Source organism: Mycobacterium sp. NPDC003323, assembly GCF_053589535.1.
Genome location: NZ_JBSFSB010000027.1, coordinates 19867 through 42661, shown reverse-complemented (window position 1 = coordinate 42661; position 22795 = coordinate 19867). Strand labels below are relative to the sequence as shown.

Annotated in this window: 25 protein-coding genes; 15 read left to right on the top strand and 10 right to left on the bottom strand. The window is 67.8% G+C overall.

All coding sequences use genetic code 11. From position 1 onward, the window contains the following. Positions 1-201: 201 nt before the first annotated feature. The 4 genes from ACWDUN_RS29295 to ACWDUN_RS29280 are packed head-to-tail and all read right to left on the bottom strand — an operon-like array spanning position 202 to position 4397. Positions 202-393, bottom strand: a complete 192-nt coding sequence (locus tag ACWDUN_RS29295) for a ferredoxin (protein WP_449934326.1) — start codon at positions 391-393, stop codon at positions 202-204. Between the two features lie 2 nt (positions 394-395). After that, on the bottom strand, positions 396-1595 hold the full coding sequence (locus ACWDUN_RS29290) for a cytochrome P450 (protein WP_449934324.1): 1200 nt from the start codon (positions 1593-1595) through the stop codon (positions 396-398). A 9-nt stretch (positions 1596-1604) separates the two neighbouring features. Then, positions 1605-2411, bottom strand: coding sequence for an alpha/beta fold hydrolase (locus ACWDUN_RS29285; RefSeq protein ID WP_449934322.1), 807 nt, complete (start codon positions 2409-2411; stop codon positions 1605-1607). A 9-nt stretch (positions 2412-2420) separates the two neighbouring features. Then, positions 2421-4397, bottom strand: a complete 1977-nt coding sequence (locus ACWDUN_RS29280) for an MMPL family transporter (protein ID WP_449934321.1) — start codon at positions 4395-4397, stop codon at positions 2421-2423. Between the two features lie 80 nt (positions 4398-4477). On the opposite strand from ACWDUN_RS29280, the gene ACWDUN_RS29275 reads away from it, so the two are divergent. Then, a complete protein-coding gene (locus ACWDUN_RS29275; protein WP_449934331.1) occupies positions 4478-4918 on the top strand; it encodes a MarR family winged helix-turn-helix transcriptional regulator in 441 nt (146 codons plus the stop codon). On the opposite strand, the gene ACWDUN_RS29270 is transcribed toward ACWDUN_RS29275, so the two are convergent. Beyond that, positions 4905-6464, bottom strand: a complete 1560-nt coding sequence (locus ACWDUN_RS29270) for a Na+/H+ antiporter (protein ID WP_449934319.1) — start codon at positions 6462-6464, stop codon at positions 4905-4907. The genes ACWDUN_RS29275 and ACWDUN_RS29270 overlap by 14 nt on opposite strands. Positions 6465-6488: 24 nt before the next feature. On the opposite strand from ACWDUN_RS29270, the gene ACWDUN_RS29265 reads away from it, so the two are divergent. From ACWDUN_RS29265 to alr, 10 genes are all read left to right on the top strand, one after another. Continuing rightward, positions 6489-6788 carry a UBP-type zinc finger domain-containing protein gene (locus tag ACWDUN_RS29265; protein ID WP_449934317.1) on the top strand — a complete coding sequence of 100 codons (300 nt, stop codon included), beginning with the start codon at positions 6489-6491 and terminating at the stop codon, positions 6786-6788. Positions 6789-6811: 23 nt separating this feature from the next. After that, a complete protein-coding gene (locus ACWDUN_RS29260; RefSeq protein ID WP_449934315.1) occupies positions 6812-7903 on the top strand; it encodes an ATP-grasp domain-containing protein in 1092 nt (363 codons plus the stop codon). Then, positions 7900-8355 (top strand): Rv0361 family membrane protein, encoded by a 456-nt coding sequence (locus tag ACWDUN_RS29255; RefSeq protein ID WP_449934313.1) that lies wholly within the window; start codon positions 7900-7902, stop codon positions 8353-8355. Before ACWDUN_RS29260 ends, ACWDUN_RS29255 begins: the two co-directional genes overlap by 4 nt. 17 nt (positions 8356-8372) lie before the next feature. Continuing rightward, complete coding sequence (locus ACWDUN_RS29250) at positions 8373-8804, top strand: rhodanese-like domain-containing protein (RefSeq protein ID WP_449934311.1); 432 nt, start codon at positions 8373-8375, stop codon at positions 8802-8804. Next, positions 8801-10009, top strand: coding sequence for an O-succinylhomoserine sulfhydrylase (locus tag ACWDUN_RS29245; protein WP_449934309.1), 1209 nt, complete (start codon positions 8801-8803; stop codon positions 10007-10009). Before ACWDUN_RS29250 ends, ACWDUN_RS29245 begins: the two co-directional genes overlap by 4 nt. A gap of 5 nt (positions 10010-10014) precedes the next feature. Further along, positions 10015-10419: a hypothetical protein gene (locus ACWDUN_RS29240; RefSeq protein WP_449934307.1), complete on the top strand. Its 405-nt coding sequence runs from the start codon at positions 10015-10017 to the stop codon at positions 10417-10419. Further along, complete coding sequence (locus ACWDUN_RS29235; RefSeq protein ID WP_449934305.1) at positions 10416-11348, top strand: LysR family transcriptional regulator; 933 nt, start codon at positions 10416-10418, stop codon at positions 11346-11348. Before ACWDUN_RS29240 ends, ACWDUN_RS29235 begins: the two co-directional genes overlap by 4 nt. 90 nt (positions 11349-11438) lie before the next feature. Continuing rightward, positions 11439-12971, top strand: a complete 1533-nt coding sequence (locus ACWDUN_RS29230) for an APC family permease (RefSeq protein ID WP_449934303.1) — start codon at positions 11439-11441, stop codon at positions 12969-12971. 16 nt (positions 12972-12987) lie between these two features. Next, positions 12988-13995 (top strand): aminotransferase class IV, encoded by a 1008-nt coding sequence (locus ACWDUN_RS29225; RefSeq protein ID WP_449934302.1) that lies wholly within the window; start codon positions 12988-12990, stop codon positions 13993-13995. Beyond that, on the top strand, positions 13989-15113 hold the full coding sequence (gene alr, locus ACWDUN_RS29220) for an alanine racemase (RefSeq protein ID WP_449934330.1): 1125 nt from the start codon (positions 13989-13991) through the stop codon (positions 15111-15113). The genes ACWDUN_RS29225 and alr overlap by 7 nt, the downstream gene beginning before the upstream one ends. Here the strand turns inward: alr and ACWDUN_RS29215 are convergent. Beyond that, positions 15059-15919 carry an SDR family oxidoreductase gene (locus ACWDUN_RS29215; protein WP_449934300.1) on the bottom strand — a complete coding sequence of 287 codons (861 nt, stop codon included), beginning with the start codon at positions 15917-15919 and terminating at the stop codon, positions 15059-15061. The genes alr and ACWDUN_RS29215 overlap by 55 nt on opposite strands. A gap of 64 nt (positions 15920-15983) precedes the next feature. On the opposite strand from ACWDUN_RS29215, the gene ACWDUN_RS29210 reads away from it, so the two are divergent. After that, entirely contained in the window at positions 15984-16475 is a 492-nt protein-coding gene (locus ACWDUN_RS29210) for a GNAT family N-acetyltransferase (RefSeq protein ID WP_449934298.1), read from the top strand. Between the two features lie 9 nt (positions 16476-16484). Then, the gene (locus ACWDUN_RS29205; protein ID WP_449934296.1) at positions 16485-16694 is read left to right on the top strand and encodes a hypothetical protein; all 210 of its coding nucleotides are present in this window, start codon (positions 16485-16487) and stop codon (positions 16692-16694) included. Between the two features lie 7 nt (positions 16695-16701). On the opposite strand, the gene ACWDUN_RS29200 is transcribed toward ACWDUN_RS29205, so the two are convergent. Next, positions 16702-17433, bottom strand: coding sequence for an MBL fold metallo-hydrolase (locus ACWDUN_RS29200; protein WP_449934295.1), 732 nt, complete (start codon positions 17431-17433; stop codon positions 16702-16704). 23 nt (positions 17434-17456) lie between these two features. Between ACWDUN_RS29200 and fgd the strand changes: the two genes are divergently transcribed. Beyond that, positions 17457-18467 (top strand): glucose-6-phosphate dehydrogenase (coenzyme-F420), encoded by a 1011-nt coding sequence (fgd, locus tag ACWDUN_RS29195; RefSeq protein ID WP_449934293.1) that lies wholly within the window; start codon positions 17457-17459, stop codon positions 18465-18467. Here the strand turns inward: fgd and ACWDUN_RS29190 are convergent. Genes ACWDUN_RS29190 through ACWDUN_RS29180 form a run of 3 tightly spaced genes read right to left on the bottom strand, consistent with a single transcriptional unit; the run spans position 18427 to position 20978 of the window. Continuing rightward, positions 18427-19194: a GntR family transcriptional regulator gene (locus tag ACWDUN_RS29190; protein ID WP_449934291.1), complete on the bottom strand. Its 768-nt coding sequence runs from the start codon at positions 19192-19194 to the stop codon at positions 18427-18429. The genes fgd and ACWDUN_RS29190 overlap by 41 nt on opposite strands. A 9-nt stretch (positions 19195-19203) precedes the next feature. Next, the gene (fabG, locus tag ACWDUN_RS29185) at positions 19204-19980 is read right to left on the bottom strand and encodes a 3-oxoacyl-ACP reductase FabG (protein ID WP_449934290.1); all 777 of its coding nucleotides are present in this window, start codon (positions 19978-19980) and stop codon (positions 19204-19206) included. An 8-nt stretch (positions 19981-19988) separates the two neighbouring features. After that, positions 19989-20978, bottom strand: coding sequence for a phosphotransferase enzyme family protein (locus ACWDUN_RS29180; RefSeq protein WP_449934288.1), 990 nt, complete (start codon positions 20976-20978; stop codon positions 19989-19991). 252 nt (positions 20979-21230) lie between these two features. Between ACWDUN_RS29180 and ACWDUN_RS29175 the strand changes: the two genes are divergently transcribed. Then, on the top strand, positions 21231-22790 hold the full coding sequence (locus ACWDUN_RS29175; RefSeq protein WP_449934287.1) for an APC family permease: 1560 nt from the start codon (positions 21231-21233) through the stop codon (positions 22788-22790). Positions 22791-22795 lie beyond the last annotated feature (5 nt).

Sequence of the window (22795 nt, the reverse complement as noted above, 5' to 3'; positions counted from 1 at the left end):
GGTGGCCTCGGCGATGAAGGCCAACCGGCGCGCCGCGGCGGTGGCTTCGGAGCGGGTGGCGGCCGCGACGGCGGTGATGAGCGCTTCGTCACTCATCCCTTTCAGCGTGTCGCGATCGCATCCTTCGAACATGTGTTCTACGCTACTCGGCCCCACCGACAAGGTGGGTGATCGCTGCAGCCGACGCAGCTACCGGCGCTCCTACTCCACCAGCTTCAATGCCGACGCCGGGCAAAGCTTCACGGCCTCGCGGGCGTGCCCCTCTTCGTCGGCGGGCACGTCCTCGGTGAGCACCACCACGACACCGTCGTCGTCTTGGTCGAACAGTTCACCGGCAACCATCACGCAGTTGCCTGCGGTGATGCACATGTCCTGGTCGGCTTCGATACGCATCTTCACCACCTCACTGCCAACGACCGTAGCCCGTAGATGAAGTGGAAGGACCGGAACTCGACATCCTCGAAGGGCTCGGCGAGTGCCAATGACGGGAACCGTCGCAGCAGGGCCGGGAACGCGATGCGCATCTCCATCCGGGCCAGCGGCGCCCCGAGGCAGTGGTGCACGCCGTGCCCGAACGCCAGATGTCCGGCCGCGCCCCGCCGGATGTTCAATTCATCGGGGGAGTCCACGAACGCCGGGTCGCGATTACCGGCCGGCAGCGAGGCGAACACCAGCATCCCGGCGGGGATCGTCACGCCGGACAGCTGCACCTCGGTGGTGGTGAATCGCGGAATCGCGTGATGCACCACCGAAAGCCAGCGCAACAACTCCTCGATCGCCGGTCCGATGGCATCCGGATCGTCGCGGACCATGGCCAACTGCTCGGGCGAGCGCAGCAGCGCCAACGTGCCGAGCCCCAACATGTTCGACGTCGTCTCGTGCCCCGCGAGCAGCAGCAGACCGGCGATGCCGACCAGCTCGTCATCGGTCAGGTCGTCGCCGTGCTCACGGATCAACATTCCGAGAATGTCCTCACCGGGTGCGCGACGGGCCCGGGTGACCAGGCTCTGCATGTAATCGCGGCTCTGCTGCTGCAACGCCATCCGCTCGGCGATCGGCAGCGACAGATCGAGCTGTCGCGCCGAACGATGCTCGAAGGCAGGCCGATCCTCCACCGGCACGCCGAGCAGCTCGCAGATCACCAAAGACGGTACCGGCAAGGCGAATTGAGAGACCAGATCGGCCGGCGGCCCGGCGGCCGCCATGGCGTCCAGTCGCTCCTCGACGATCTCGGTGATGCGTGGCTCCAGCCGCTTCATCCGCCGGATGGTGAATTCCGGGGTGAGCATCCGGCGCAACCGCTGGTGCTCGGGCGGATCCTGGCCCAGCAGGTTCCCCGCACGCGTGCGCGCGAGTTCCTCGTCGGACATCGCCGGGGCACCGGGCAACACGAAACCCGGTGGGCGGGTGTTGGAGAAGTGTTCGTGGTCGGACAGCACCGTCTTGACATCTTCGTACCGCGTGATCAGGTGCACCGGGTTGCCCAACGCGCTGACCACCGACCGCACCCCGTCCGCGTCCCTGATCTCGGCGAGCTCGGGCACCGGGTCGAAACCGTTGCGGCGCATGTGTACCGGAGGCAACGTGGCTGTCATGTCCACACGCTACGCGCTAAGGACAAAATCCGAGATCAGAGCGTTGACGAGGGTCGGATTCTCCAACGCGGCCAGATGCGCGACCCCGTCGAGCACCGCGGTGGCCGCGCCCGGGATCGCGGCGGCCATCTCCAGCGTCTCGGCGACCGGGAACGTCGCATCCTCGACGCCGGCCACCACCAGCACGGGAGTGCGCACCTGCGCAAGCAGCGCCCGCTGATCCGGCCGCTTCGGCACCACGCTGGTCACCGCCCAGGCGCTGGACGCGATGTCGACGGCACGGGTGGCGGTGCGCACGTACTCGACCACCTCGGGCCGCTCCCGGAATGTCGTCGGCCCCAGAAAAGCCTTGAGGACCTCGCGGGTCAGCGGCCCGCGGATGCCGCCGAGCGTCTTGGCCGCCCGCAACAGCAGTCCGTACTCGATGCGCTGGCGGCGACCGGCGGCCGAGGCGGTGCAGTTCATCAGCACCGAGAAGCCGACCCGGTCGGGGTGCAGCGCGGCGAAGGTCCCACCGATCATCCCGCCCCACGAGTTGCCGACGAAGTGGGCCTGATTGATGCCCAACTCGTCCAGCACATCCACCACGCACTGCGCGCAGTCCTCGAATGTGAAGCCTGCGGTGAGCTTTTCGCTCGCACCGTGCCCCGGCGGATCGATCAGCACCACCTTGGCGTGTTCGCCGAACTCTGCGGCCTGCGCGGTCCACATGTCGCCGCTCATCAGCAGGCTCGGCCAGAACACCAGCGCATCACCGGCGCCGGTGGTCTGCACGTGCAACCGGCCGAGCCGGGTGGCGACTGTCCGTGATTCCACGGACTCACGCTAGCGGTCGGCGCGCAGCCCCGGCCACCAGATGCGCGGACCGATCAGGGTGAACAGCGCCGGGATGATCACGGTGCGCACCACGAAGGTGTCCAACAGGATCCCGAGCCCGACGATGATGCCGAGCTGGGTCAGCACGATCAGCGGCAGCACGCCCAGTACGCAGAACACCGCGGCCAGCACGATACCCGCGCTGGTGATCACCGCACCGGTGGCCGAGACTGCTCGCACGATGCCCTGTCGATTACCGAACTCCGGTGTCTCCTCGCGCGCCCTGGTCACCAGGAAGATCGTGTAATCCACACCGAGGGCGACCAGGAACAGGAAGGCGAACAGCGGGGTGCTGTTGTCCAGGGCCGGGAAACCGAACAGATGCACGCTGGCCCAGCCGCCCAGGCCCAGCGCGGCCAGCGCGCTCAGCACGGTGACGGCCACCAGGATCAGCGGGGCGAGCGCCGAGCGCAGCAGGACGAACAGCACCACCAGCACCACCGCGAGGATCGCCGGGATCACCACCATGCGATCGCGTTGCGCGGCCGACGCCGCATCGCGGGCCTCGGCATCGGAACCGCCGACCAGGGCGTCCGGGCTCACCGCGTGTACCGAACTGCGCAGGGCATCAACGGTTTCGAAGGCCTCATCGGAGGCCGGTTCGGCCTCCAGTACCACCGACCACTGGCTCAGTCCGGTGTCCGAGGTACCTGCCGGTCGTGCCGACACCACGCCGGGGGTGCTCTCCAGCGCCTGCGAAACCCCCGCAGCGTCGACCGTCGGTGCGATGACGACGGTCGGATCGGTCAAACCACTCGGAAAGTGTTGCGACAGTGTCTCGAACCCCCCGACGGACTCCGCCTGCACCCGGAACTGTTCGGTCTGCGTCAACCCGACCGGCGTGCCGACCAGACCGAGGCACAGCGCCGCCAGCGCGGCCAGTGCGCCACCGGAGACCCAGCCCGGCCGGTGGGCGACCCAGGAGGCGATCCGGTGCCATACCCCGTTGTCGGTCAGCGCCTTGGCGCCGACTTCGGGGATGAACGGCCAGAACAACTTCCGACCGAACAACCCGAGGAACGGTGGCAGCACCAGCAACACGAAGATCGCCGCGACCACCAGCCCGGAGGCGGCCTGCACGCCGAGGCTGCGATTGCTCGGGGCCGTGGCAAAGGCCAATGTCAGCAGGGCCAGGACGACGGTCGCGTTACTGGCCAGGATCGCCGGACCGGCCGCGCGCACCGCCGTCCACAGCGCGTCGCGATGGTCCCGGCGCACACCGAGTTCCTCGCGATATCGCGAGATCAGCAGCAGCGCATAGTTCGTGCCGGCGCCGAACACCAGGACGCTGGTGATCCCGCCGGTCGAACCGTCGGGGCTCAGGCCGAATGCGGACGCGACCGCCGTGCCGACCACCGAGCCGACGCGGTCGGCGAACGCGATGACCAGCAGCGGCACCAGCCACAGCACCGGCGAGCGGTAGGTGACGATGAGCAGCACGGCCACCACCGCGGCGGTCACTGCGAGCAGGGTGAAATTCGCGCCGGCAAAGGAATTGGCGATATCCGCGCCGAAGGCCGGGCCGCCGGTCACCTGCGCCTGCAGACCGTCGGGTAAGCGCTCGGAAGTCGTCGCCCGCAGTTCCTGGACGGCGTCGTCGAGCGCGAAACCGGACAGGTCGGCCGACAGCGGCGAGACCGACACCGCGGCCAGGCCGTCCTGGGACACCTGGGCGCCCGGTCCGGCGGCCGCGATGTCCGCCGGAGTCAGCGGACCGCCGTCGGTGCGGCTGAACACGATGATGGCCGGGGCCTGATCGCCGCCGGGGAATTCGGCGCGGACGGCATCCACCCGTGCGGACTCGGCGGATGCCGGCACCGCCACCGGGGACTGTGAGGCGGAATCGCCGCCGCTGAGCAGGGCCATGGCGGCGCCGGAGGCCAGGATCACCAGGAGCGCGACGAGCCAGGAGAGACGTCGGGACATGAGTCAAATATTTCAGAAACTTAACTATTAATCAACACCGCCGATATGCTGCGCGGGTGGCACGCGAGGACCTGGAGCGGATGATCGCTTCCGACGTACGCGCTCTGACGGCCGAATCGGATCAGATCGGCCGCGACTTCGCGCGCCGGAACAACGTCAGCGCCAACGACTTCCGCGCGCTGCTGCATGTGATGGTCGCCGACGCGGCGGGTGAGCCGCTGACCGCCGGGGAACTGCGCAAACTGATCGGCACGTCGGCGGCGGCCGTGACCTATCTGGTTGAACGGATGATCGCCTCGGGACATCTGCGCCGCGAAACCCATCCCGATGACCGGCGCAAGGTGATCCTGCGCTACGACGACCACGGACTGGCCGTGGCCACCGACTTCTTCACGCCGTTGGCCGAGATCAACTCCCGGGCGCTGGCCGACCTGCCCGACGGCGATCTGGACGCCGCGCACCGGGTGTTCACCGCGCTGGTGGGTGCCATGCAGGAATTCCGCACGACTAGCGACGATTGAGCGTCGCCTCCTCCAGATCCAACCCGCGCAGCACCTCCCGCAACACCTCGTCGTCGATGTTCCCGGCATCGCGCTCGGCGATGAAAACCGCACGCTCGGCGGCGAGCATCTCCAGACGCAGCCCGCGGAACACCGATGCCGGGCTCTGGCCGATCTCGTCCTCGCTGCGGCCCAACCTCTCCCATGCCGCGTTGCGACGCGCGATGTTCCACTTGCGCAGCACCTCGGCGGCACTGTCCTGCATCGACGCGCCCTGCTGCCCGAGAAGTTCGTCGAGCCGGTCGGCGGCGGCGCGGGCCGCCTTGTCCTGAGCTGCCGCGTGCGCCAGCGCATCGGCGCGGGCGTCATCACCTTCCACGCCGAATCTGCGGATCACCCACGGCAACGTCAATCCGTGCAGCAGCAGCGTGCCGACCACCACGACGAAGGTCAGGAACACCAGCTGATCCCGGCCGGGGAACGGGTCACCGGCCAGCGTCGTCGCGGGAACACCGAACGCGGCGGCCAGCGACACCACCCCACGCATGCCGGCCCACGCCACCACGAACGTCTCACCGGCCGACGGCCGGGGCGAGCGCAGATACGCGAACACATACACCCAGATCACCCGCACCGCGATCGTCGTCCCCAGCACCGCCGCGGCCGAGATCGCGATCTTGGCCGCCGACATGTCCGAGAGCTGGCCCACCACCGAGGGCAACTGCAAACCGATCAGCAGGAACGCGAACGATTCCAGGATCAGTTGCAGCGCACGCCACACCGCGTCGTCCTGCAACCGGGTGGCATAACCGGCATGGGTGGTCGTCCGCTGCCCGATCATCAGCGCGGCGATCACGACGGCGAGCACACCGGAGGTGTGCGCCTCCTCGGCGACCAGATACACCACGAACGGCGCCAGCAGCCCGATCGCACTCTCGACCAGCGGATCGTTCACCCGCGAGCGCACGAAGGTGATCATCAGGCCCGCCAGCACACCGACCACCACGCCACCGGCGGCGGCCACCACGAAGGTGCCCAACCCGGACGCCCACCCGGTCGACGCGCCGATCGCGGCGGCCAGTGCGACCTTGTAGGCGGTCAGTGCGGTGGCATCGTTGAGCAGGCTCTCCCCACCGAGCAGCGTCATCACCCGCCGCGGCAGCCCGAGCCGCCGTCCCACCGCGGTCGCCGAGACCGCATCGGGCGGAGCGACGATCGCACCGAGGGTGAGCGCGGCGGCCAGCGTGAACTCGGGCACCACGCGGTAGGCGACGAACCCCACCGCCAAAGTGGTGATCAGCGGCATGCCGACCGCGAGCATGCCGATGGCCCCGGCGCGTTTGCGCATGTTGACGTAGCTGCTCTCCAGCCCCGCCGACCACAGCAGGGGCGGCAGGATCACGAACAGCACCAGTTCGGGATCCAGCTCCACGGAGTCGAATCCGGGGATGTTGCTGGCCGCCAGACCCGCCACCACCAGCGCCAGCGGAGCGGAGATGTCGAGGCGCCGGCTCACCGCAGCCAGCAGTACGGCGGCCACTGCCACCGCCAGCAGAGTCACTCCCACCGCATCCACCTATCCTCGGTCAACATGCTCAAGCGATCACGACGACGTGAAACGACGAATCTGTGTGAGCACCTGGAGCCGACGGTAGAAAGCGTAGAACCGGCGCCGATTACTCCCGGGCGCTGCCAGGAATGCGCCGAGCTGGGAGAGGACACCTGGGCCCATCTGCGGATGTGCCTGTCCTGCGGGCATGTCGGCTGTTGTGATTCCAGCCCCCACCAACACGCCACCGCGCACTTCCGCCGGACCGGTCATCCGGTGATGCGATCCGTCGAACCCGGCGAGACGTGGCGGTGGTGCTATGTCGACGTCCGCGTCGGCTGACTATCTGGCAGGCTGGTCTGGCGATGACAAGGCACGCCGAAGACGCTGACACTCCCGCCAACCCGGCGGCACCCGTGGTGCTGCTGCTCGGCGACGCCGAGACCAGCCGTGAGCTGACGCTGGCCTTTCAACGGCTGGGCGCGGTGGTGACGTCGGCCGCGGCCGACAACCCGGATTTCGTGGTGGCGCAATCCGATCAGGTGCCCGCCGACCAACTCGGCACGATCGCCGAGACCGCCGAGGTCTTCCCGACGCCGCGGGCGTTGCGGCTCAGCCTGGACCGGGAGGGGCTGCGCCGGCTGGCCGCCGACGAACTGGGCCTGCCAACGGCGCCGTTCTGGTTCGCCGGCTCGGCGGCCGAGCTGACCGCCATCGCCGAACACGCCGGATTCCCGCTGGCCGTGACACCGCTGACCGAGGATGCCGACACCGGCCGCTCGGTGCTGCTGCGGCCCGAAGACGTCGGGCCCGCCTGGGAGCGTGCGGTCGCCGCGGGCCAGCGCCGGGTGATGGCCGAAACGGTGGTCGACGTCGACGACGAGATCACCCTGCTGACGGTCCGCACCTCCAGCGCGACCGGCCCCGCTGTGCATTTCTGCGAGCCCATCGGACACCGGGTCGCCGAGGACGGCACCCTGTCGACCTGGCAGTCGCACCGGCTGACGCCGGCGGCTCTGGACGCCGCCAAGTCCATCGCCGCACGCATCGTGAACTCCCTGGGCGGGCGCGGTGCGTTCGCCGTCGAGCTGCTGGTCCGCGCGGACGAGGTGTACTTCTCCGGCGTGCGACCCCGGCCCGTCGACGCCACCCTGCTGACGCTGCGCACCCAACGGTTGTCGGTCTTCGACCTGCACGCCCGGGCCATCCTCGGCCTGCCCGTCGACACCATCATGGTCTCGCCCGGAGCCGCCGAGATCGGCCGCGCGGGCGACGCCGCGCTGACCAAACCGGACGTGCTGGCGGTGCTGGCCCAGGCGCTCGAAGTGGCCGAGAGCGATGTGTGGGTGTTCGACCGGGGTCTGGGGGCGGCGTTCGCGACGGCCCAGGACGTCACCGTGGCACGCGACCGTGCGCAACGCGCCGCCGTGGCGCTGCGTAAGCTCTGGCAGTCGTGAGCAGCAGCAAGGGCGAGGATCCGGCCGACCGGGACAGACCGACGGCGACGCCGTTCCTGCTGGCCCTCGTTCTCATCGTGGTTGTGATCACCACGATTCTCGTGATCAACCGCGGTGACGGCGACGGGGACCCCGAACAGATCGGCCGCGCGGTCGTCGCGCAGAACGATGCGCTGCAGCGCCAGGACTACCAGGCGTTCAGGGCCGCCACCTGCGCCGCCCAGCACGGCACCGAGGACGAGGTCCTGACCCGGCAACGGGATTCGGTGGCGGCAAAGGGTGAGCGCTACGTCGACGGTGCGAGCAACGTCAGGGTCGGCGACGGCGGGAACAAGGCCTGGGCGTCGGTGCGCTACCACTTCGGTGACGACGAGGAGAACCAGGTCAGCACCGACATGACCTTCGTGCGCGAGGACGGCGCCTGGAAGGTGTGCTCGCCCGGTCCGGCCTAGCCGTTACGGTAGTGGCTGTGTCGACATCCGAGAGTCCGGGCTACGCCGGAGACATCACGCCCGAGCAGGCCTGGGAGTTGCTTTCCGACAATCCCGAGGCGGTGCTGGTCGACTGCCGCACCGAGGCCGAGTGGCGGTTCGTGGGAGTGCCCGACCTGGCCCCGCTGCGCCGTGACGTGGTGTACGTCGAATGGACCAGGACCGACGGCTCGCACAACGACGATTTCATCGACGACCTGGGTAAGTCCGGTATCGCCCCGGGCACCCGCCCCGTGGTGTTCCTGTGCCGTTCGGGCAACCGGTCCATCGGCGCGGCGATCGCGGCCACCGGTGCCGGAATCGGGCCGTCCTACAACGTGCTCGACGGATTCGAGGGCAACCTCGATGAGCACCGCCACCGCGGCGGCACCGGCTGGAAGGCCGTCGGATTGCCCTGGAGCCAGTCGTGAGTGACGTCCCTTCTGTACGGGTGCCTGCCGAACTGCCCGACGGTGTCAGCCAGGCGACCATCGGCGTGCGCGGCGGCCTGCTGCGCTCCGGTTTCGAGGAGACCGCCGAGGCGATGTACCTGACCTCGGGTTACGTCTACGAGTCGGCCGCCGACGCGGAGAAGGCGTTCACCGGCGAGATCGACCGCTATGTGTATTCGCGCTACGGCAACCCGACCATCTCGATGTTCGAGGAGCGGCTGCGGCTCATCGAGAACGCTCCCGCAGCGTTCGCCACGGCCACCGGGATGGCCGCCGTGTTCACCGCGCTGGGCGCGCTGCTGGGCGCCGGTGACCGGTTGGTCGCGGCCCGCAGTCTGTTCGGTTCGTGCTTCGTGGTATGCAACGAGATCCTGCCGCGCTGGGGTGTGGAGACCGTCTTCGTCGACGGTGACGACCTGTCCCAATGGGAGGAGGCGCTGAGCAAGCCCACCCAGGCGGTGTTCTTCGAGACGCCGTCCAACCCCATGCAGTCACTGGTCGACATCGCCGCGGTTTCCGATCTGGCCCACGCCGCGGGCGCAAAGGTGGTGCTGGACAACGTCTTCGCCACCCCGCTGCTGCAGCAGGGCATCCCGTTGGGCGCCGATGTCGTGGTCTACTCGGGCACCAAGCATATCGACGGTCAGGGCCGGGTGCTCGGCGGCGCCATCCTGGGTGACAAGGACTACATCGACGGCCCGGTGCAGAAACTGATGCGCCACACCGGTCCGGCGATCAGCGCGTTCAACGCCTGGACGTTGCTCAAAGGCCTTGAGACGCTGGCGGTCCGGGTGGACTACGCCAACCGCTCGGCGCAGCGGGTGGCGGAGTTCCTGGAGCAGCAGTCCGGTGTGAACTGGGTGAAGTATCCGTTCCTGCAGTCACATCCGCAGTACGACCTGGCGCAGCGCCAGATGCGCGGCGGCGGCACCGTGGTCACCTTCGAGGTGGCCGGCGGCAAGGACGCCGCCTTCAAGCTGCTGGACAAGCTGCGCATCATCGACATCTCCAACAACCTCGGCGACGCCAAATCGCTGATCACCCACCCGGCCACCACCACCCACCGCGCGATGGGCCCGGAGGGACGCGCGGCGATCGGGTTGGGCGACGGCGTGGTGCGGATCTCGGTGGGCCTGGAGGGCACCGAGGACCTGATCGCCGATCTGGATCAGGCGTTGGGCTGACGACCGTGTCGAAAGCTTCGGATGCGAAGAAGGCCCGGCGCAAGAAACGCAAGTCCGCCGGCGACGCCCGCTGGGTGCCGGATGCGGTGATCGAGCAGCTGTCGGCGATCCAGGACGCGGTGGTCGCCGATCTGGCCGAATTCGACGAGCGGATCACCGAGCGCGGCTGGACATTCGACGACGAGGAATCCGATGACGACTACGCCATCTGGTTCTACGAACCGTCCGGGGCGCAGGTCGACGACGGCATCCCGGTCACCTCGCTGTGGCTGGACGCCGCCGAGGACGGCACGCTGGTGCACGTGACCTTCGTCGGCACCACCGAGCGGCACACCTTCACCCACGAAGAACTGTTCGCCAAGCTGGACGTCATCGAGGCCCACCGGAACGGTGACCCGGCACCGGCGTGAATGACGTCACGCTGCGGCAGCTGCGCTACTTCGCCGTCCTCGGCGAGGAGCTGAACTACCGCCGTGCCGCCGAGCGACTGTTCATCACCCAGCCGGCCCTGTCTACCGCCATCAAACAGCTCGAGCACCAGTTCGGTGTGGTGCTGTTTCACCGCAACACCCGCGAGGTGGCGCTCACCGACCTCGGGGCGGCCTGGTTGCCTCAGGTGCAGCAGGCGTTGTCCGGCGTCGACGCCGTCGTCGACAACCTGGTGATGCTGTCCGGCACCCGGCGCGGAGTGCTGCGCGTGGGATATCTGATCGGGACCGGCGCGGACCTGCTGTTCCGGCTGGTCCGGCACTTCGAATCCGCCTATCCCGAGGTCACCGTCGAGCCGATCGAATTCGATTTCGCCGATCCCACGGCCGGACTGGCCGACGGCAGCACCGAGGTCGCGATCATCCGGCCGCCGGTAGACCTGCCCGAGCACCGGATGCTGATCCTGGACTCGGAATCCTGGGTGGCCTGCCTACCGCGCGATCACCGTCTCGCCGGTCGCAGCGAGGTCGGCATCGCCGAACTGCTCGACGACCCGATCGTGTGCGCCCCGCTGACCGCAGGCACCTGGCGGGACTACTGGTTGGCGATGGACGTCCGGGGTAACCGCCCGCCCACCATCGCCGCGATCGCCGCCACCTACGAGGCCGAGACCACGGCGATCGCCCGCGGACTCGGGATCAGCTTCACCACCTCGTCGGTGGCCCGCTTCTACGACCGGCCGGGCATCGTCTACGTGCCGATCTCGGACCGCCCGCTCAGCCACACCGCGCTGGCCTGGAATCCCGCCGACCTGACGCCACAGGCGGACGCCCTGGTCAGACTGGTGCAGGCGCAGTGGGGAGGGGGCGGCGGCGGCCATGATCCCGGCAGTGATAAACCCAGCTTATAAGTAGATCAAAACAACAAACTTCCGGTGACCGGCCGATGGCGGTTTCCTGTCTTCAGGTGTTCGTCCCCCACGTCTTGACCTGGAGTGACCATGACTGACGCAATCGCCCCACCGACTCATTCGGACAAACCCGCCGCGCTCAGCGCCGCAAACACGGTCGCCGCCCTCGGCTCCGAAGATGCCAAGCTCGCCGAGCTCGGCTACACCCAGAAGCTGGACCGCTCGGTGGGCACGCTGGCATCGTTCGCCATCGGGTTCGCCACCATCAGTGCCACCACCGCGGTGTTCACCGGTTTCGGGGCGGGCTACTTCACCGCGGGTGGGCCGTTCGTGTGGACGCTGCTGCTGGCCGGCGCGGTGTTCGCACTGTGGGCGTTCATCGCCGCCGACCTGACCGCCAAATTGCCGCTGGCCGGCTACTCCTATCAGTGGATCAGCCGCATCAACGGGCCCAACCTGGCCTGGTTCACCGGGTTCATCGCGCTGATGGGCTGGGTGTGCGGTATGACCGGTGTCGGCTTCATCCTGTCGGGCTACCTGGGTGGATTGTTCGGCTGGGGTATGACCCAAACCGAGCAGATCCTCATCGCGATCGCCGTCGTGTTCGTCTGCGTGCTGATCAACATCTACGGCGTCCGGTTCGCGACCATGGTCAACAACATCGGCGTCAGTCTGGAACTCGTCATCACCGTCGGTGCCACCGCACTGATCGCCATCATCGCGTTCTCGGCACCAGAGAACCATCAGCCCATCTCGGTGTTGTTCACCGGTGGCGAGTCCGGCGACAGGGACTCCTACATGCTGGCCTGGCTGGCCGCCGCACTGGGACCGTTCTTCGGGCTCATCGGCGTCGAATCCGGTGCCGACGTCGCCGAGGAGACCAAGGACGCCCGCCGCGTCGTCCCGAAGACCATGTTCTACGCCCTGGTCACCTCGATCGTCATCGAGCTGCTGATGTACATCGTCTACGTGCTGGCCATCAAAGACGTTGCGGCCGTCGAGGCCAACTCCGCGGCACCGATCGAGGAGATCATCACCCAGCAGACCGGCCCGGTGGTCACCAAGATCATCGTCGCGATCGCGCTGACCAACATCCTGGCCTGCTTGCTGGCCAACATTCTGGTCGCGACCCGGCTGGCCTACTCCATGGCCCGCGACAACATGCTGCCGTTCTCACACGTGTGGCGCCATGTCTCTCCCAAGAGCAAGGCACCGACCTTTGCCATCATCGGATTGGGTTGCTTGTCAACGGTGTTGCTGCTCTCGGCGCTGGTCAATGACAAAGCCTTCAACTACATCATCGGCATCGCCTCGCTGCTGTTCTTCTTCGTCTACATCCTGCAGACCATCGGCCTGCTGATCGGCTACAAGCGCGGCACCATCCCGGTCGGCGAGCCCGGCACCTTCGATCTCGGCCGGTTCCGGCTGCCTCTGTACGTCACCGCGCTGGTGGTGTTCCTCGGTGTCGCCGTCGCCCTGCTCTTCCTGCCCCAGTTCACCAACAACAAGTGGGTCTTCCTCGGCATCGTGGTGCTCGCCGCGATCTGGTGGGCCACCGGCTTGAAGTCACGGCTCAGCCGCGGTGACGCCGGTGCCGGCTACGCCAAGACCCACAACCTCTAGAAAGGACCGCATCATCATGAGCGCAGGAACCTCCAATCTCGTCGCCGTCGAACCCGGAGCCATCCGCGAGGCCACCCCGCCCGGATCGGTGATCCAGTACAGCGATTACGAACTCGACCACTCCAGCCCGTTCGCCGGCGGTGTCGCCTGGATCGAAGGGGAGTTCCTGCCCGCCGAGGACGCCAAGATCTCGATCTTCGACACCGGGTTCGGGCACTCCGATCTCACCTATACCGTCGCGCATGTGTGGCACGGCAACATCTTCCGGCTCGGCGACCACCTGGACCGCCTGCTCGACGGCGCACGCAAGCTGCGCCTGGACGCCGGCTACACCAAGGACGAACTCGCCGGCATCACCAAGCAGTGCGTGTCGATGTCGCAGCTGCGGGAGTCCTTCGTCAACCTGACCATCACTCGCGGCTACGGAAAGCGCAAAGGCGAGAAGGACTTGTCCAAGCTCACCCACCAGGTGTACATCTACGCCATCCCGTATCTGTGGGCGTTCCCGCCGGCCGAGCAGATCTTCGGCACCACCGCCATCGTCCCGCGTCACGTCCGCCGGGCCGGACGCAACACCGTCGACCCGACCATCAAGAACTACCAGTGGGGGGACTTGACGGCGGCCAGCTTCGAAGCCAAGGATCGCGGCGCGCGGACCGCGATCCTGCTCGACGCCGACAACTGCGTCGCCGAGGGCCCGGGCTTCAACGTCTGCATCGTCAAGGACGGCAAGCTGGCCTCCCCGTCGCGAAATGCGTTGCCGGGGATCACCCGGAAGACGGTGTTCGAACTCGCCGACCAGCTGGGCATCGAGGCCACCCTGCGCGATGTCACCAGCCATGAGCTCTACGACGCCGACGAACTGATGGCCGTCACCACCGCCGGCGGGGTCACCCCGATCAACTCCCTCGATGGCGAGCCCATCGGCAACGGTGAGCCCGGCCCGATGACGGTGGCCATCCGGGACCGGTTCTGGGCGTTGATGGACGAGCCCGGCCCGCTGATCGAAGCGATCGAATACTGAGTCCGGAAGCGGTCGTCGACCTGGCGGCCATCGCGCACAACGTCGGCGTCATCCGCGAGCGGTCCGGCGCCGACGTCATCGCGGTGGTCAAGGCCGACGGCTACGGCCACGGTGCGGCACCGGTGGCCCGGGCCGCGCTGGCGGCGGGGGCCACCGAACTCGGGGTGGCCACCGTCGGCGAGGCGCTCGCACTGCGGGCGGCCGGGATCACCGCCCCGGTGATCGCCTGGTTGCACACGCCGACAACGGATTTCGCGGCGGCCATCGGTGCCGATGTCGAGCTAGTGGTGTCCGCGCCGTACCAACTGGAGCGGGTGATCGACGCAGCCGGGCGGCTGGGCCGCCGAGCCACCGTCGGGGTGAAGGTCGACACCGGACTGGCCCGCAGCGGGGTGGCGCCCGAGGACTGGGCCGCCGTGAAGGCGCGGCTGTCCGATGATGCCGTCGTCCTGCGCACGGTGATGTGCCACCTGGCCCGCGGTGACGAACCCGGCCACCCGCTCAACGCCGCGCAGGCGGCCGGGCTGGACGAGTTCGTCGAGGGGCTGCGCCCGCACCGGGTGCACATCGCCAATTCGGCGGCCGCCCTGTCGGATCGGAGCCTGGCCCGCGATGCGGTGCGGACCGGGATCGCGTTGTACGGGTACGGCCCGGTGCCCGGCGATTTCGGGTTGCGCCCGGCGATGACGCTGACCGCGGAGGTGGCGCAGATCCGCAGAGTTCGCGCCGGGCAGGGTGTTTCGTACAACCACACCTGGGTCGCCGACCGCGACACCACGGTGGCGGTGCTGGCCGCCGGCTACGCCGACGGTATCCCGCGGGCGCTGACGGGCAGGTTGTCGGTGGGTATCGACGGGCGCCGGTTCGCCGGCGTCGGCCGCATCTGCATGGACCAGTTGGTGGTGAACCTCGGACACGACGGCGGTGGCGTATCCGAGGGGGACCGGGCGGTGCTGTTCGGCGCGGAGGATTCTGGTGGGCCGAGCGCCGCTGATTGGGCGCGGGCGGTCGGCACCATCGACTACGAGATCCTCACCGGCATCGGCGGCCGGACGCAGCGCCGCTACTTGCCGTCGGACTCGATGACGCCTTGGGCGGCCCTGGCGCGATCCTCGTAGGCCTTGCGCTTGGACTTGTCGAAGTCCAGGAACACGGTGTCCAGGCCCAGCGCCTTGTTCATCGCGCGGCGGCCCTTGGGCGGTAGCATCTGGGCGGCCTGGGCGGTGAAGCGCAGCGGCGGCGGCACCGACACATGGGTCTTGGGCTTGTCGAGGGTCTTGACGATCGCGGCGGCGATCTCCTCGGGCTCGACCGGCTTGATGGCACCACCGGACTTGGTGCCCGAGATCAGCTCGGTGTTGGTGAACGGCGGCATGATCACCGAGACGTTGACCCCGTGCGGGGCCATCTCGTCGGCAAGCGCGGTGGACAGGCCGACGACGGCGTACTTGGCGCCCACGTAGACCACCTGGCCGGGCAGCGGGATCAGGCCCGAGAGCGAGGCGATGTTGATGATGTGCCCGCTGCGGCGGCGAACCATGTCCGGCAGTGCGAGCTGGCAACCGGTCAGCACGCCGTAGACGTTGACCTCCAAGGATGAGCGGATCGACTGCTCGGTCTCGTCCAGGAACGCTCCGACCGGCATGACCCCGGCGTTGTTGATCAGCACGTCGATATGGCCGCCACCGTCGGTACGCGCCTTGTCGAGGAAGGTCTCGAACGAATCGCGGTCGGTGACGTCGAGCGGGTAACCCGAGACCTGGCCGAGCTTGGTCAGTTCGACGACGGCCGACTCCTGCAGGGCGACGTCACGGTCGCCGATGACGACGCGGGCGCCGCGGGCGAGCAGGGCCTTGGCGGTGGCATAACCGATACCGCGGGCGGCGCCGGTGATCGCGATGGTCTTGCCCCTGATGTTGTCCATGGCGGCGAACTTTACACGTGTCAAGTTTTTCGGGGAAGAGGGGTACGTGAGACATTCACCGGTGATGGACACACAGGTGCGTTTCGTGTCGGTGGCGCAGGACGACCCGCTCGCGGAACCGTTGCTCGCCGAACTGGCGGTGGAGTATTCGACCCGGTACGGCGGCACCGAGGCCGGCGTCGCGCGCTGGCTGCGCGGCCATCCGGCCGCCGAGTTCACCGCCCCGCACGGCGCGCTGCTGATCGGGTTGGTCGACGGCGCGCCCGTCACCGGCGGTGCCTTCCAGCGGTTCGACGCCGACACCGCCGAGCTCAAGCGCATCTGGACACACAGCGGGCACCGCAAGCGCGGCTACGCCAAGGCGCTGCTCGTCGAATTGGAGGCGCTGATCGCCGAGCGCGGGTACCGCCGCGTCTACCTGACCACCGGTGACCGCCAGCCCGAGGCCGAGGCGCTGTACGAGTCGGCGGGTTACACCCGGCTGTCCGAGCCGCTGCCCGCCGACGGTGATGTCTACCCGATCGCGTTCGAGAAGATGCTGGCGCCGGTTTCGTAAGCTGAGCCGATGTCACTGGGCATCGTGGGCGTGCTGATCCTGGGCGGCGCCGTGCTGGTGGCGCTGGCGGGGATCGGGGTCCGCACGCTGGTGGCGCGCAGGCGTGGCGTGGCCGACGACGCCGAACTCGACGAGAAGATCCTGATGCCGACGATCGTGGTGGCCTGTGGACTGGTCGTGACGGCGGTCTTCCTGTTCGGCTACGACCTGATCGGCTGACTGGTCCTCACCGGCCGGCGGCCTCTGCCGCCGCGCGCAGCGAGCCGCGCCAGACCGGGCCGTGACCGGGCAACAACACCTCGGCGTCGAGCAGGGCGAGCGCCGCCAGGCTGCGCACGCAGCCGTCCTGATCGTGGTTGAAGATGCTCGGTAGCAGTTGCGGGCCGCGCCGGGTGCTCAACGGGTGCCCGGTGATCAGGGCGTCCCCGGCGACCAGCACACCGTCCACCAGATACGAGCAGTGTCCACCGGTGTGCCCGGGTGAGGGCACCGCCACGGGTGTGCCGGGCAGCGTCGCGGCGATGTACTCGTCGAGGGCCAGCGCGGAGGGGATGCCCTCATGGGTCAGCCCGCCCTTGCGGACCAACGCCAGCGTCCACGCCAGGTAGCGCGGCTGCCAGGCCCGGGTCAGCACGTCGACCGGCGAGACCTGCTCCAGGTACTGCCGGTGTGCGTGCCCGACCTCGGCGGCATGCGTATACACCGGGGTGCCATGGGTTTTCGCGAACCAGATCGCCGATCCCAGATGATCCACATGCGCGTGTGTCAACAGGATCGCCCGCACATCCTCGGGCCCGTAGCCGAGTTCGCGCACCGACGCGACGACATCGTCACGGTGGCCCGGATAGCCCGCATCGATCAACAGGACCCCGCTGTCATCGGCGACCAGCGTCCAGTTCACCAGGTCGGTCTGGGCGAAGTGGACGCGATCGGTGATGGCCGTCAGAACCGGTGGCATGGGGCGAGTGTAGAAACATAGGTATGGCTGAACTGAAACTGGGCTACAAGGCATCGGCGGAGCAGTTCGCGCCGCGTGAACTCGTCGAATTGGCCGTGGCGGCCGAAGCGCACGGCATGGACAGTGCCACGGTGAGCGATCACTTCCAGCCGTGGCGGCATGAGGGCGGGCATGCGCCGTTCTCGCTGGCCTGGATGACCGCAGTGGGTGAGCGCACCGAGCGGTTGCAGTTGGGCACCTCGGTGTTGACGCCGACGTTCCGGTACAACCCGGCGGTCATCGCGCAGGCCTTCGCCACCATGGGGTGTCTGTACCCGGGCCGGATCTTCCTCGGGGTGGGCACCGGTGAGGCGCTCAACGAGATCGCCACCGGTTACGAAGGCCAGTGGCCGGAGTTCAAGGAGCGCTATGCCCGGCTGCGGGAGTCGGTGCGCTTGATGCGGGAGTTGTGGTTGGGCGACCGGGTCGATTTCGAGGGTGAGTACTACAAGACCAAGGGTGCGTCGATCTACGACGTGCCCGAAGGGGGCATCCCGATCTACATCGCCGCGGGTGGGCCGCAGGTGGCCAAGTACGCCGGCCGTGCCGGTGACGGGTTCATCTGCACCTCGGGCAAGGGGCGTGAGCTGTATGAGGACAAGCTGATGCCGGCGATGCGTGAGGGTGCCGAGGCGGCGGGCAAGAACCCCGATGACGTGGACCGGATGATCGAGATCAAGATCTCCTACGACACCGATCCGGAGCTGGCGCTGGAGAACACCCGGTTCTGGGCGCCGTTGTCGCTGACGGCCGAGCAGAAGCATTCGATCGATGATCCGATCGAGATGGAGAAGGCCGCCGACGCGTTGCCCATCGAGCAGGTCGCCAAGCGCTGGATCGTGGCCTCGGACCCCGACGAGGCGGTGGCCAAGGTCAAGGACTACGTGGACTGGGGGCTGAACCACCTGGTATTCCACGCCCCGGGCCATGACCAGCGCCGGTTCCTGGAGCTGTTCAAGCGGGACCTGGAACCGCGTCTGCGCAAGCTCGGGTGATCCCGGTGCTGCTGGTCGCGGTGAGCCGAACCCGGTCGGCGCGGAACAGGTCGTAGGCGTACTCGAACGGCACGCCCGATTCGGCCCGGGTCACGCGGGTGATGGCCAACAGCGGTTTACGGTGCGCGATCTCGAGCCACTGCGCCTCGCGCGGGCTGGCGCTGACCACCTCGATGGTCTCGTTCGTGGTGGCCGGCACCAACCCGTAACGGCTGCGGAACAACTCGTAGAGCGATCCCCCCAACGGTTGTTCCAGCAGATCGCCAGCCTGGGCCGCGACGAAGCAGGACAGGTCGACCGACAGCGGTACCCCATCGGCATAGCGCAATCGGCGGATGACGAACAGCGGGGTGTCCGCGGCGATCTCGAGCGCCACCGACTCGGCGGGCGTCGCCGGTCTGCTGTCGGTCGCCAGCACCTTGGTGAAACTGCTGTGGCCACCGCTGTGCAGCAGCGTGGGCAGTCCGGCCTGTTCGGCGGCGTTGCGCTGCACCATGTCCGCCCGCACGAACGTCCCCCCGGCGCGGCCGGTGCGCCGTTCCAGCACCCCGGCCTGGCTCAGCGGCAACAGCGCACTGCGCAGCGTCGCCCGCGATACGTCGAACTTTTCGGCCATTTCGCGTTCGGTGCCCAGTCGCGAGCCCGGGCGCAGCGCCCCGCTGGACAGCATGGACAGAATCCGGCGGCGCACATCCTCGGCGACCGCTCCCCCCACAGTCTCTTCCATGATCAGGTGTCAGGTGGCTATCGCGTCCAGGGACTCGGGCAGCACCTGGCCGCCGTCGACGACGATGGCCTGACCGGTGATGTAGGCGGCCTCCCGGGTCGCCAGGAACGCGGCGAGATGACCGATGTCCTCCGGGGTGCCCAGCGCGCCGGCCGGAATGGACCGCGCCATGCTGGCCAAGTAGTCCTCACCGTTGTCCAGCAGCCCCTCGGTGAGGATGTTGCCCGGCAGAATGGCGTTGACGGTGATTCCCTTGGGGGCCAATTCGATTGCCGCGGTCCGCATGAACCCCAGTTGGGCGGCCTTGGTGGCGCCGTAGTGCGACCAGCCCGGGTAGCCGGTGATGGGCCCGGTGATCGACGACGTCAAGATGATGCGTCCGGCACCGGATGACACCAGGGCGTCCAGGCAGGCCTGTACCGCATAGAACGTGCCGTTGACGTTGACGCCCATGATCTCGTCGAGTTGCTCGGGTGTCATGGTGGCCAGCGGCGCGTCCGGGAAGATTCCCGCGTTGGCGCACAACACGTCCAGTCCACCGAAGGCATCGACGGCGGCGGCGGCCATCTCGGTGCAGGACTGCCGGTCGCTCACGTCACCGCGCACGCCGAGCACTTTGCCGTCACCGAGACCGTCGAGGACGGCCACCGCCTCGTCGAGGCCGGCCGACGACCGGGCCGAGATGGCCACATTGGCTCCGGCCCGGGCGAACACCGATGCGATGCCGCGGCCGATACCCTTGCTGCCGCCGGTCACCAGCACCGAGCGGGATTGCAGGTCGAACATCTGTCTCCTTACCGTAACCAGTTGTGGTCGTTGAGATACCGTTCGGCCAGCCGGGCGGTGCCCACCGCGTACCCGGGTCCGATGGCTTTGGCGGCGTCGGCATCGGCATGGGAGGCGATCCAGGCGGTGAGCTGGATGCGCCGCATCATGACGAAGGTGGGGATGAGCGCCAGATGCTCGTCGGGCAGCGTGCGGACCTTGAGATAGCCGCGCAGCCATTCGGTCACGATGCGTTCGGCCTCCGGACTGTCCTCGATCCACGACACGACCGCTCCCAAATCGGCCAGATGCCAACCCCATCCGGCGTCGTCGAAGTCGATGACGGTGATCCCGGCCGCCGGTGTCTGCGGGTCGACCATCAGATTGGACAACCGCAGATCGGCATGGATCAGGCCGAATCGGTCTGCCGCGGTGCCGAACTGCGCCAGCAGCTCGGCGATGTGGTGCGCTGCCCGAGTGATGGCGGCCCGGTCCGTATCGGTGAGACCGGGTGCCCCACGCCAGTCCCCCCAGCGGGCGCCGGGGCCGAGGATATCGTCGAGATCCCAGCGGAAACGGGTGAAGTCCGGTGGCGCGGCCCAGTCCCGCACATGCTCGTGCATGATCGCGGTCAGCTCACCCAACTCGGCGAAACCCACCGCATGTGGGACCTCCTCGGCGGTGCACCCGGAGATCAGCGTGACGGCGTCGACGTGCAGGTCTCGATCATCGACGGTGGCGGTGACCACCTCCACGCCGGAATCGGCACACACCAGCTCCGGGGTTTGGACCGTGGTGTCGCGGCGTAGCGCGGCCATCCAGGCCAGCTCGGAGCGGATGGCCTCCAGCGAGTGATAGCCCGGGCGGTGCACCCGCAGGACGATCGGGTCGTCGTCGCACACCTGGTAGGTGGCGTTCTCGGACAGGCTGAGCAGGCGCAGCGGGGTGTCGAGCGCACGTCCATAGGCGGGTAGGGCCGCCCGGGCGAAGCGCTCATGATCGGCAGGCAATCCCGGCATGACGAACAGTGTGGACCAAAGATCGATCCGAAACAGACCAAATCGCGATTTTTTACGTCGACGTAGTATTACGCTCAGCTTCGAAACATGCCCGAAACACAGCTGGCTGACAGCTGAATTTCCCAGTTGACCAAGCATTCTCGACGGGGTAACAATTGCCGGCGTCGTTCTTCAATCACCGGCATCGTTGCCGGCGAACTCCGTCAAACCAGACCAAATAGCGGTCTGGATACGCCCTCAGATTGGGATTTCATGAGCGAGACCATCGATCCACCGGCCCCGGCCGGGTCCACCCCCATCCAACGCCTCAAGCCCAACGCCGTCGGGTTGGTGGGGGTGCTGTTCATGGCGGTCGCCACCGCCGCACCCATCACGGCCATGGTCGGCAACGTGCCCATCGCCGTCGGCTTCGGCAACGGCGCCTACGCGCCGGCCGGCTACTTCGTCGCGACCATCGTGTTGACGCTGTTCGCCATCGGGTACGCCGCGATGAGCAAGCACATCACGGCCACCGGGGCCTTCTACGGTTACATCTCACACGGTCTGGGGCGCATCGTCGGGCTGGGCGCGGGCTTTTTGACCGCACTGGCCTACATGGTCTTCGAGGCATCGATCGTCGGCATCTTCGCGTTCTTCGGCACCGACCTGTTCTCGTCGCTGTTCGGTGTCGACGTACCGTGGCTGGTGTTCGCGGTGGTCATGCTGGCGGTCAACGCGTTGCTCACCTACTTCGACATCAATCTGGCCGCCAAGGTGCTCGGCGTCTTTCTCATCACCGAGATCGTCATGTTGGCGCTGCTGGCGCTGTCGGTGCTGTTCACAGGCGGCGGCCCGCAGGGTTGGTCCTGGGGATCGCTGAACCCGCTCAACGGTTTCCAGAGTCTGTCCGGCTTGGTCGAAGGTGCCGACGGGTCCATGATCGCGGTTGCCGGGTCCGCCGGGGTCGGTTTGTTCTTCGCCTTCTGGTCCTGGGTCGGCTTCGAGTCCAGCGCCATGTACGGCGAGGAGTCGCGTAACCCCAAGAAGATCATCCCGATCGCGGTGATCACCTCGGTCGTCGGTATCGGCGCCTTCTACGTGCTGGTGTCCTGGCTGGCGATCGTCGGGACCGGACCGCAGAATGCCGTTGCACTGGCTCAGGATTCGGCCACCGCGGGCAACATCTTCTTCGGACCGGTGCAGGAGCACTTCGGGCAGTGGGCCGTCGACCTGTTCAAGATCCTGCTGATGACCGGATCGTTCGCCTGCGGCATGGCCTTCCACAACTGTGCCGCGCGCTATCTGTATGCGATCGGCCGGGAGAACGTGATCCCCGGGATGCGCAAGACCATCGGCGCCACCCACCGGGTGCACGGTTCGCCGCATGTCGCCGGTTTCGTTCAGAGCGCTTTCGCGCTGGTGGTCGTGCTGTTCTTCGCATTCACCGACCGTGATCCCTACACCGGTCTGTACGGTCTGATGGCACTGCTGGGCACCACGGCGATCATGATCGTGCAGGCGCTGGCCGCCTTCTCGGTGATCTCGTATTTTCATGTGCACAAACGGCATCCGGAGACGGCCAACTGGTTCACCACCTTCCTGGCGCCCCTGCTGGGCGGGCTCGGCATGCTGTATGTGATCTACCTGCTGGCCAAGAACGCATCATTCGCGGCGGGAGCGGCCGCCACCGACTGGATCTTCGCGTCCATCCCGTGGGTGGTGGGGATCGTGGGCATCGGTGGCCTGTTGCTCGCGGTGTTCCTGAAGTACAAGGATCCGCAGCGGTACGCCGATCTGGGCCGTACCGTGTTGGAAGAAGCCCACGAGCGCTGACAGGA

Coding starts and splice junctions, on each gene's coding strand:
- ACWDUN_RS29295 (WP_449934326.1), bottom strand. CDS start 393: ATGCGTATCGAAGCCGACCAGGACATGTGCATCACCGCAGGCAACTGC.
- ACWDUN_RS29290 (WP_449934324.1), bottom strand. CDS start 1,595: ATGACAGCCACGTTGCCTCCGGTACACATGCGCCGCAACGGTTTCGAC.
- ACWDUN_RS29280 (WP_449934321.1), bottom strand. CDS start 4,397: ATGTCCCGACGTCTCTCCTGGCTCGTCGCGCTCCTGGTGATCCTGGCC.
- ACWDUN_RS29275 (WP_449934331.1), top strand. CDS start 4,478: ATGATCGCTTCCGACGTACGCGCTCTGACGGCCGAATCGGATCAGATC.
- ACWDUN_RS29265 (WP_449934317.1), top strand. CDS start 6,489: ATGCTCAAGCGATCACGACGACGTGAAACGACGAATCTGTGTGAGCAC.
- ACWDUN_RS29260 (WP_449934315.1), top strand. CDS start 6,812: ATGACAAGGCACGCCGAAGACGCTGACACTCCCGCCAACCCGGCGGCA.
- ACWDUN_RS29230 (WP_449934303.1), top strand. CDS start 11,439: ATGACTGACGCAATCGCCCCACCGACTCATTCGGACAAACCCGCCGCG.
- ACWDUN_RS29225 (WP_449934302.1), top strand. CDS start 12,988: ATGAGCGCAGGAACCTCCAATCTCGTCGCCGTCGAACCCGGAGCCATC.
- ACWDUN_RS29215 (WP_449934300.1), bottom strand. CDS start 15,919: ATGGACAACATCAGGGGCAAGACCATCGCGATCACCGGCGCCGCCCGC.
- ACWDUN_RS29210 (WP_449934298.1), top strand. CDS start 15,984: ATGGACACACAGGTGCGTTTCGTGTCGGTGGCGCAGGACGACCCGCTC.
- ACWDUN_RS29205 (WP_449934296.1), top strand. CDS start 16,485: ATGTCACTGGGCATCGTGGGCGTGCTGATCCTGGGCGGCGCCGTGCTG.
- ACWDUN_RS29200 (WP_449934295.1), bottom strand. CDS start 17,433: ATGCCACCGGTTCTGACGGCCATCACCGATCGCGTCCACTTCGCCCAG.
- fgd (WP_449934293.1), top strand. CDS start 17,457: ATGGCTGAACTGAAACTGGGCTACAAGGCATCGGCGGAGCAGTTCGCG.
- ACWDUN_RS29190 (WP_449934291.1), bottom strand. CDS start 19,194: ATGGAAGAGACTGTGGGGGGAGCGGTCGCCGAGGATGTGCGCCGCCGG.
- fabG (WP_449934290.1), bottom strand. CDS start 19,980: ATGTTCGACCTGCAATCCCGCTCGGTGCTGGTGACCGGCGGCAGCAAG.
- ACWDUN_RS29180 (WP_449934288.1), bottom strand. CDS start 20,978: ATGCCGGGATTGCCTGCCGATCATGAGCGCTTCGCCCGGGCGGCCCTA.
- ACWDUN_RS29175 (WP_449934287.1), top strand. CDS start 21,231: ATGAGCGAGACCATCGATCCACCGGCCCCGGCCGGGTCCACCCCCATC.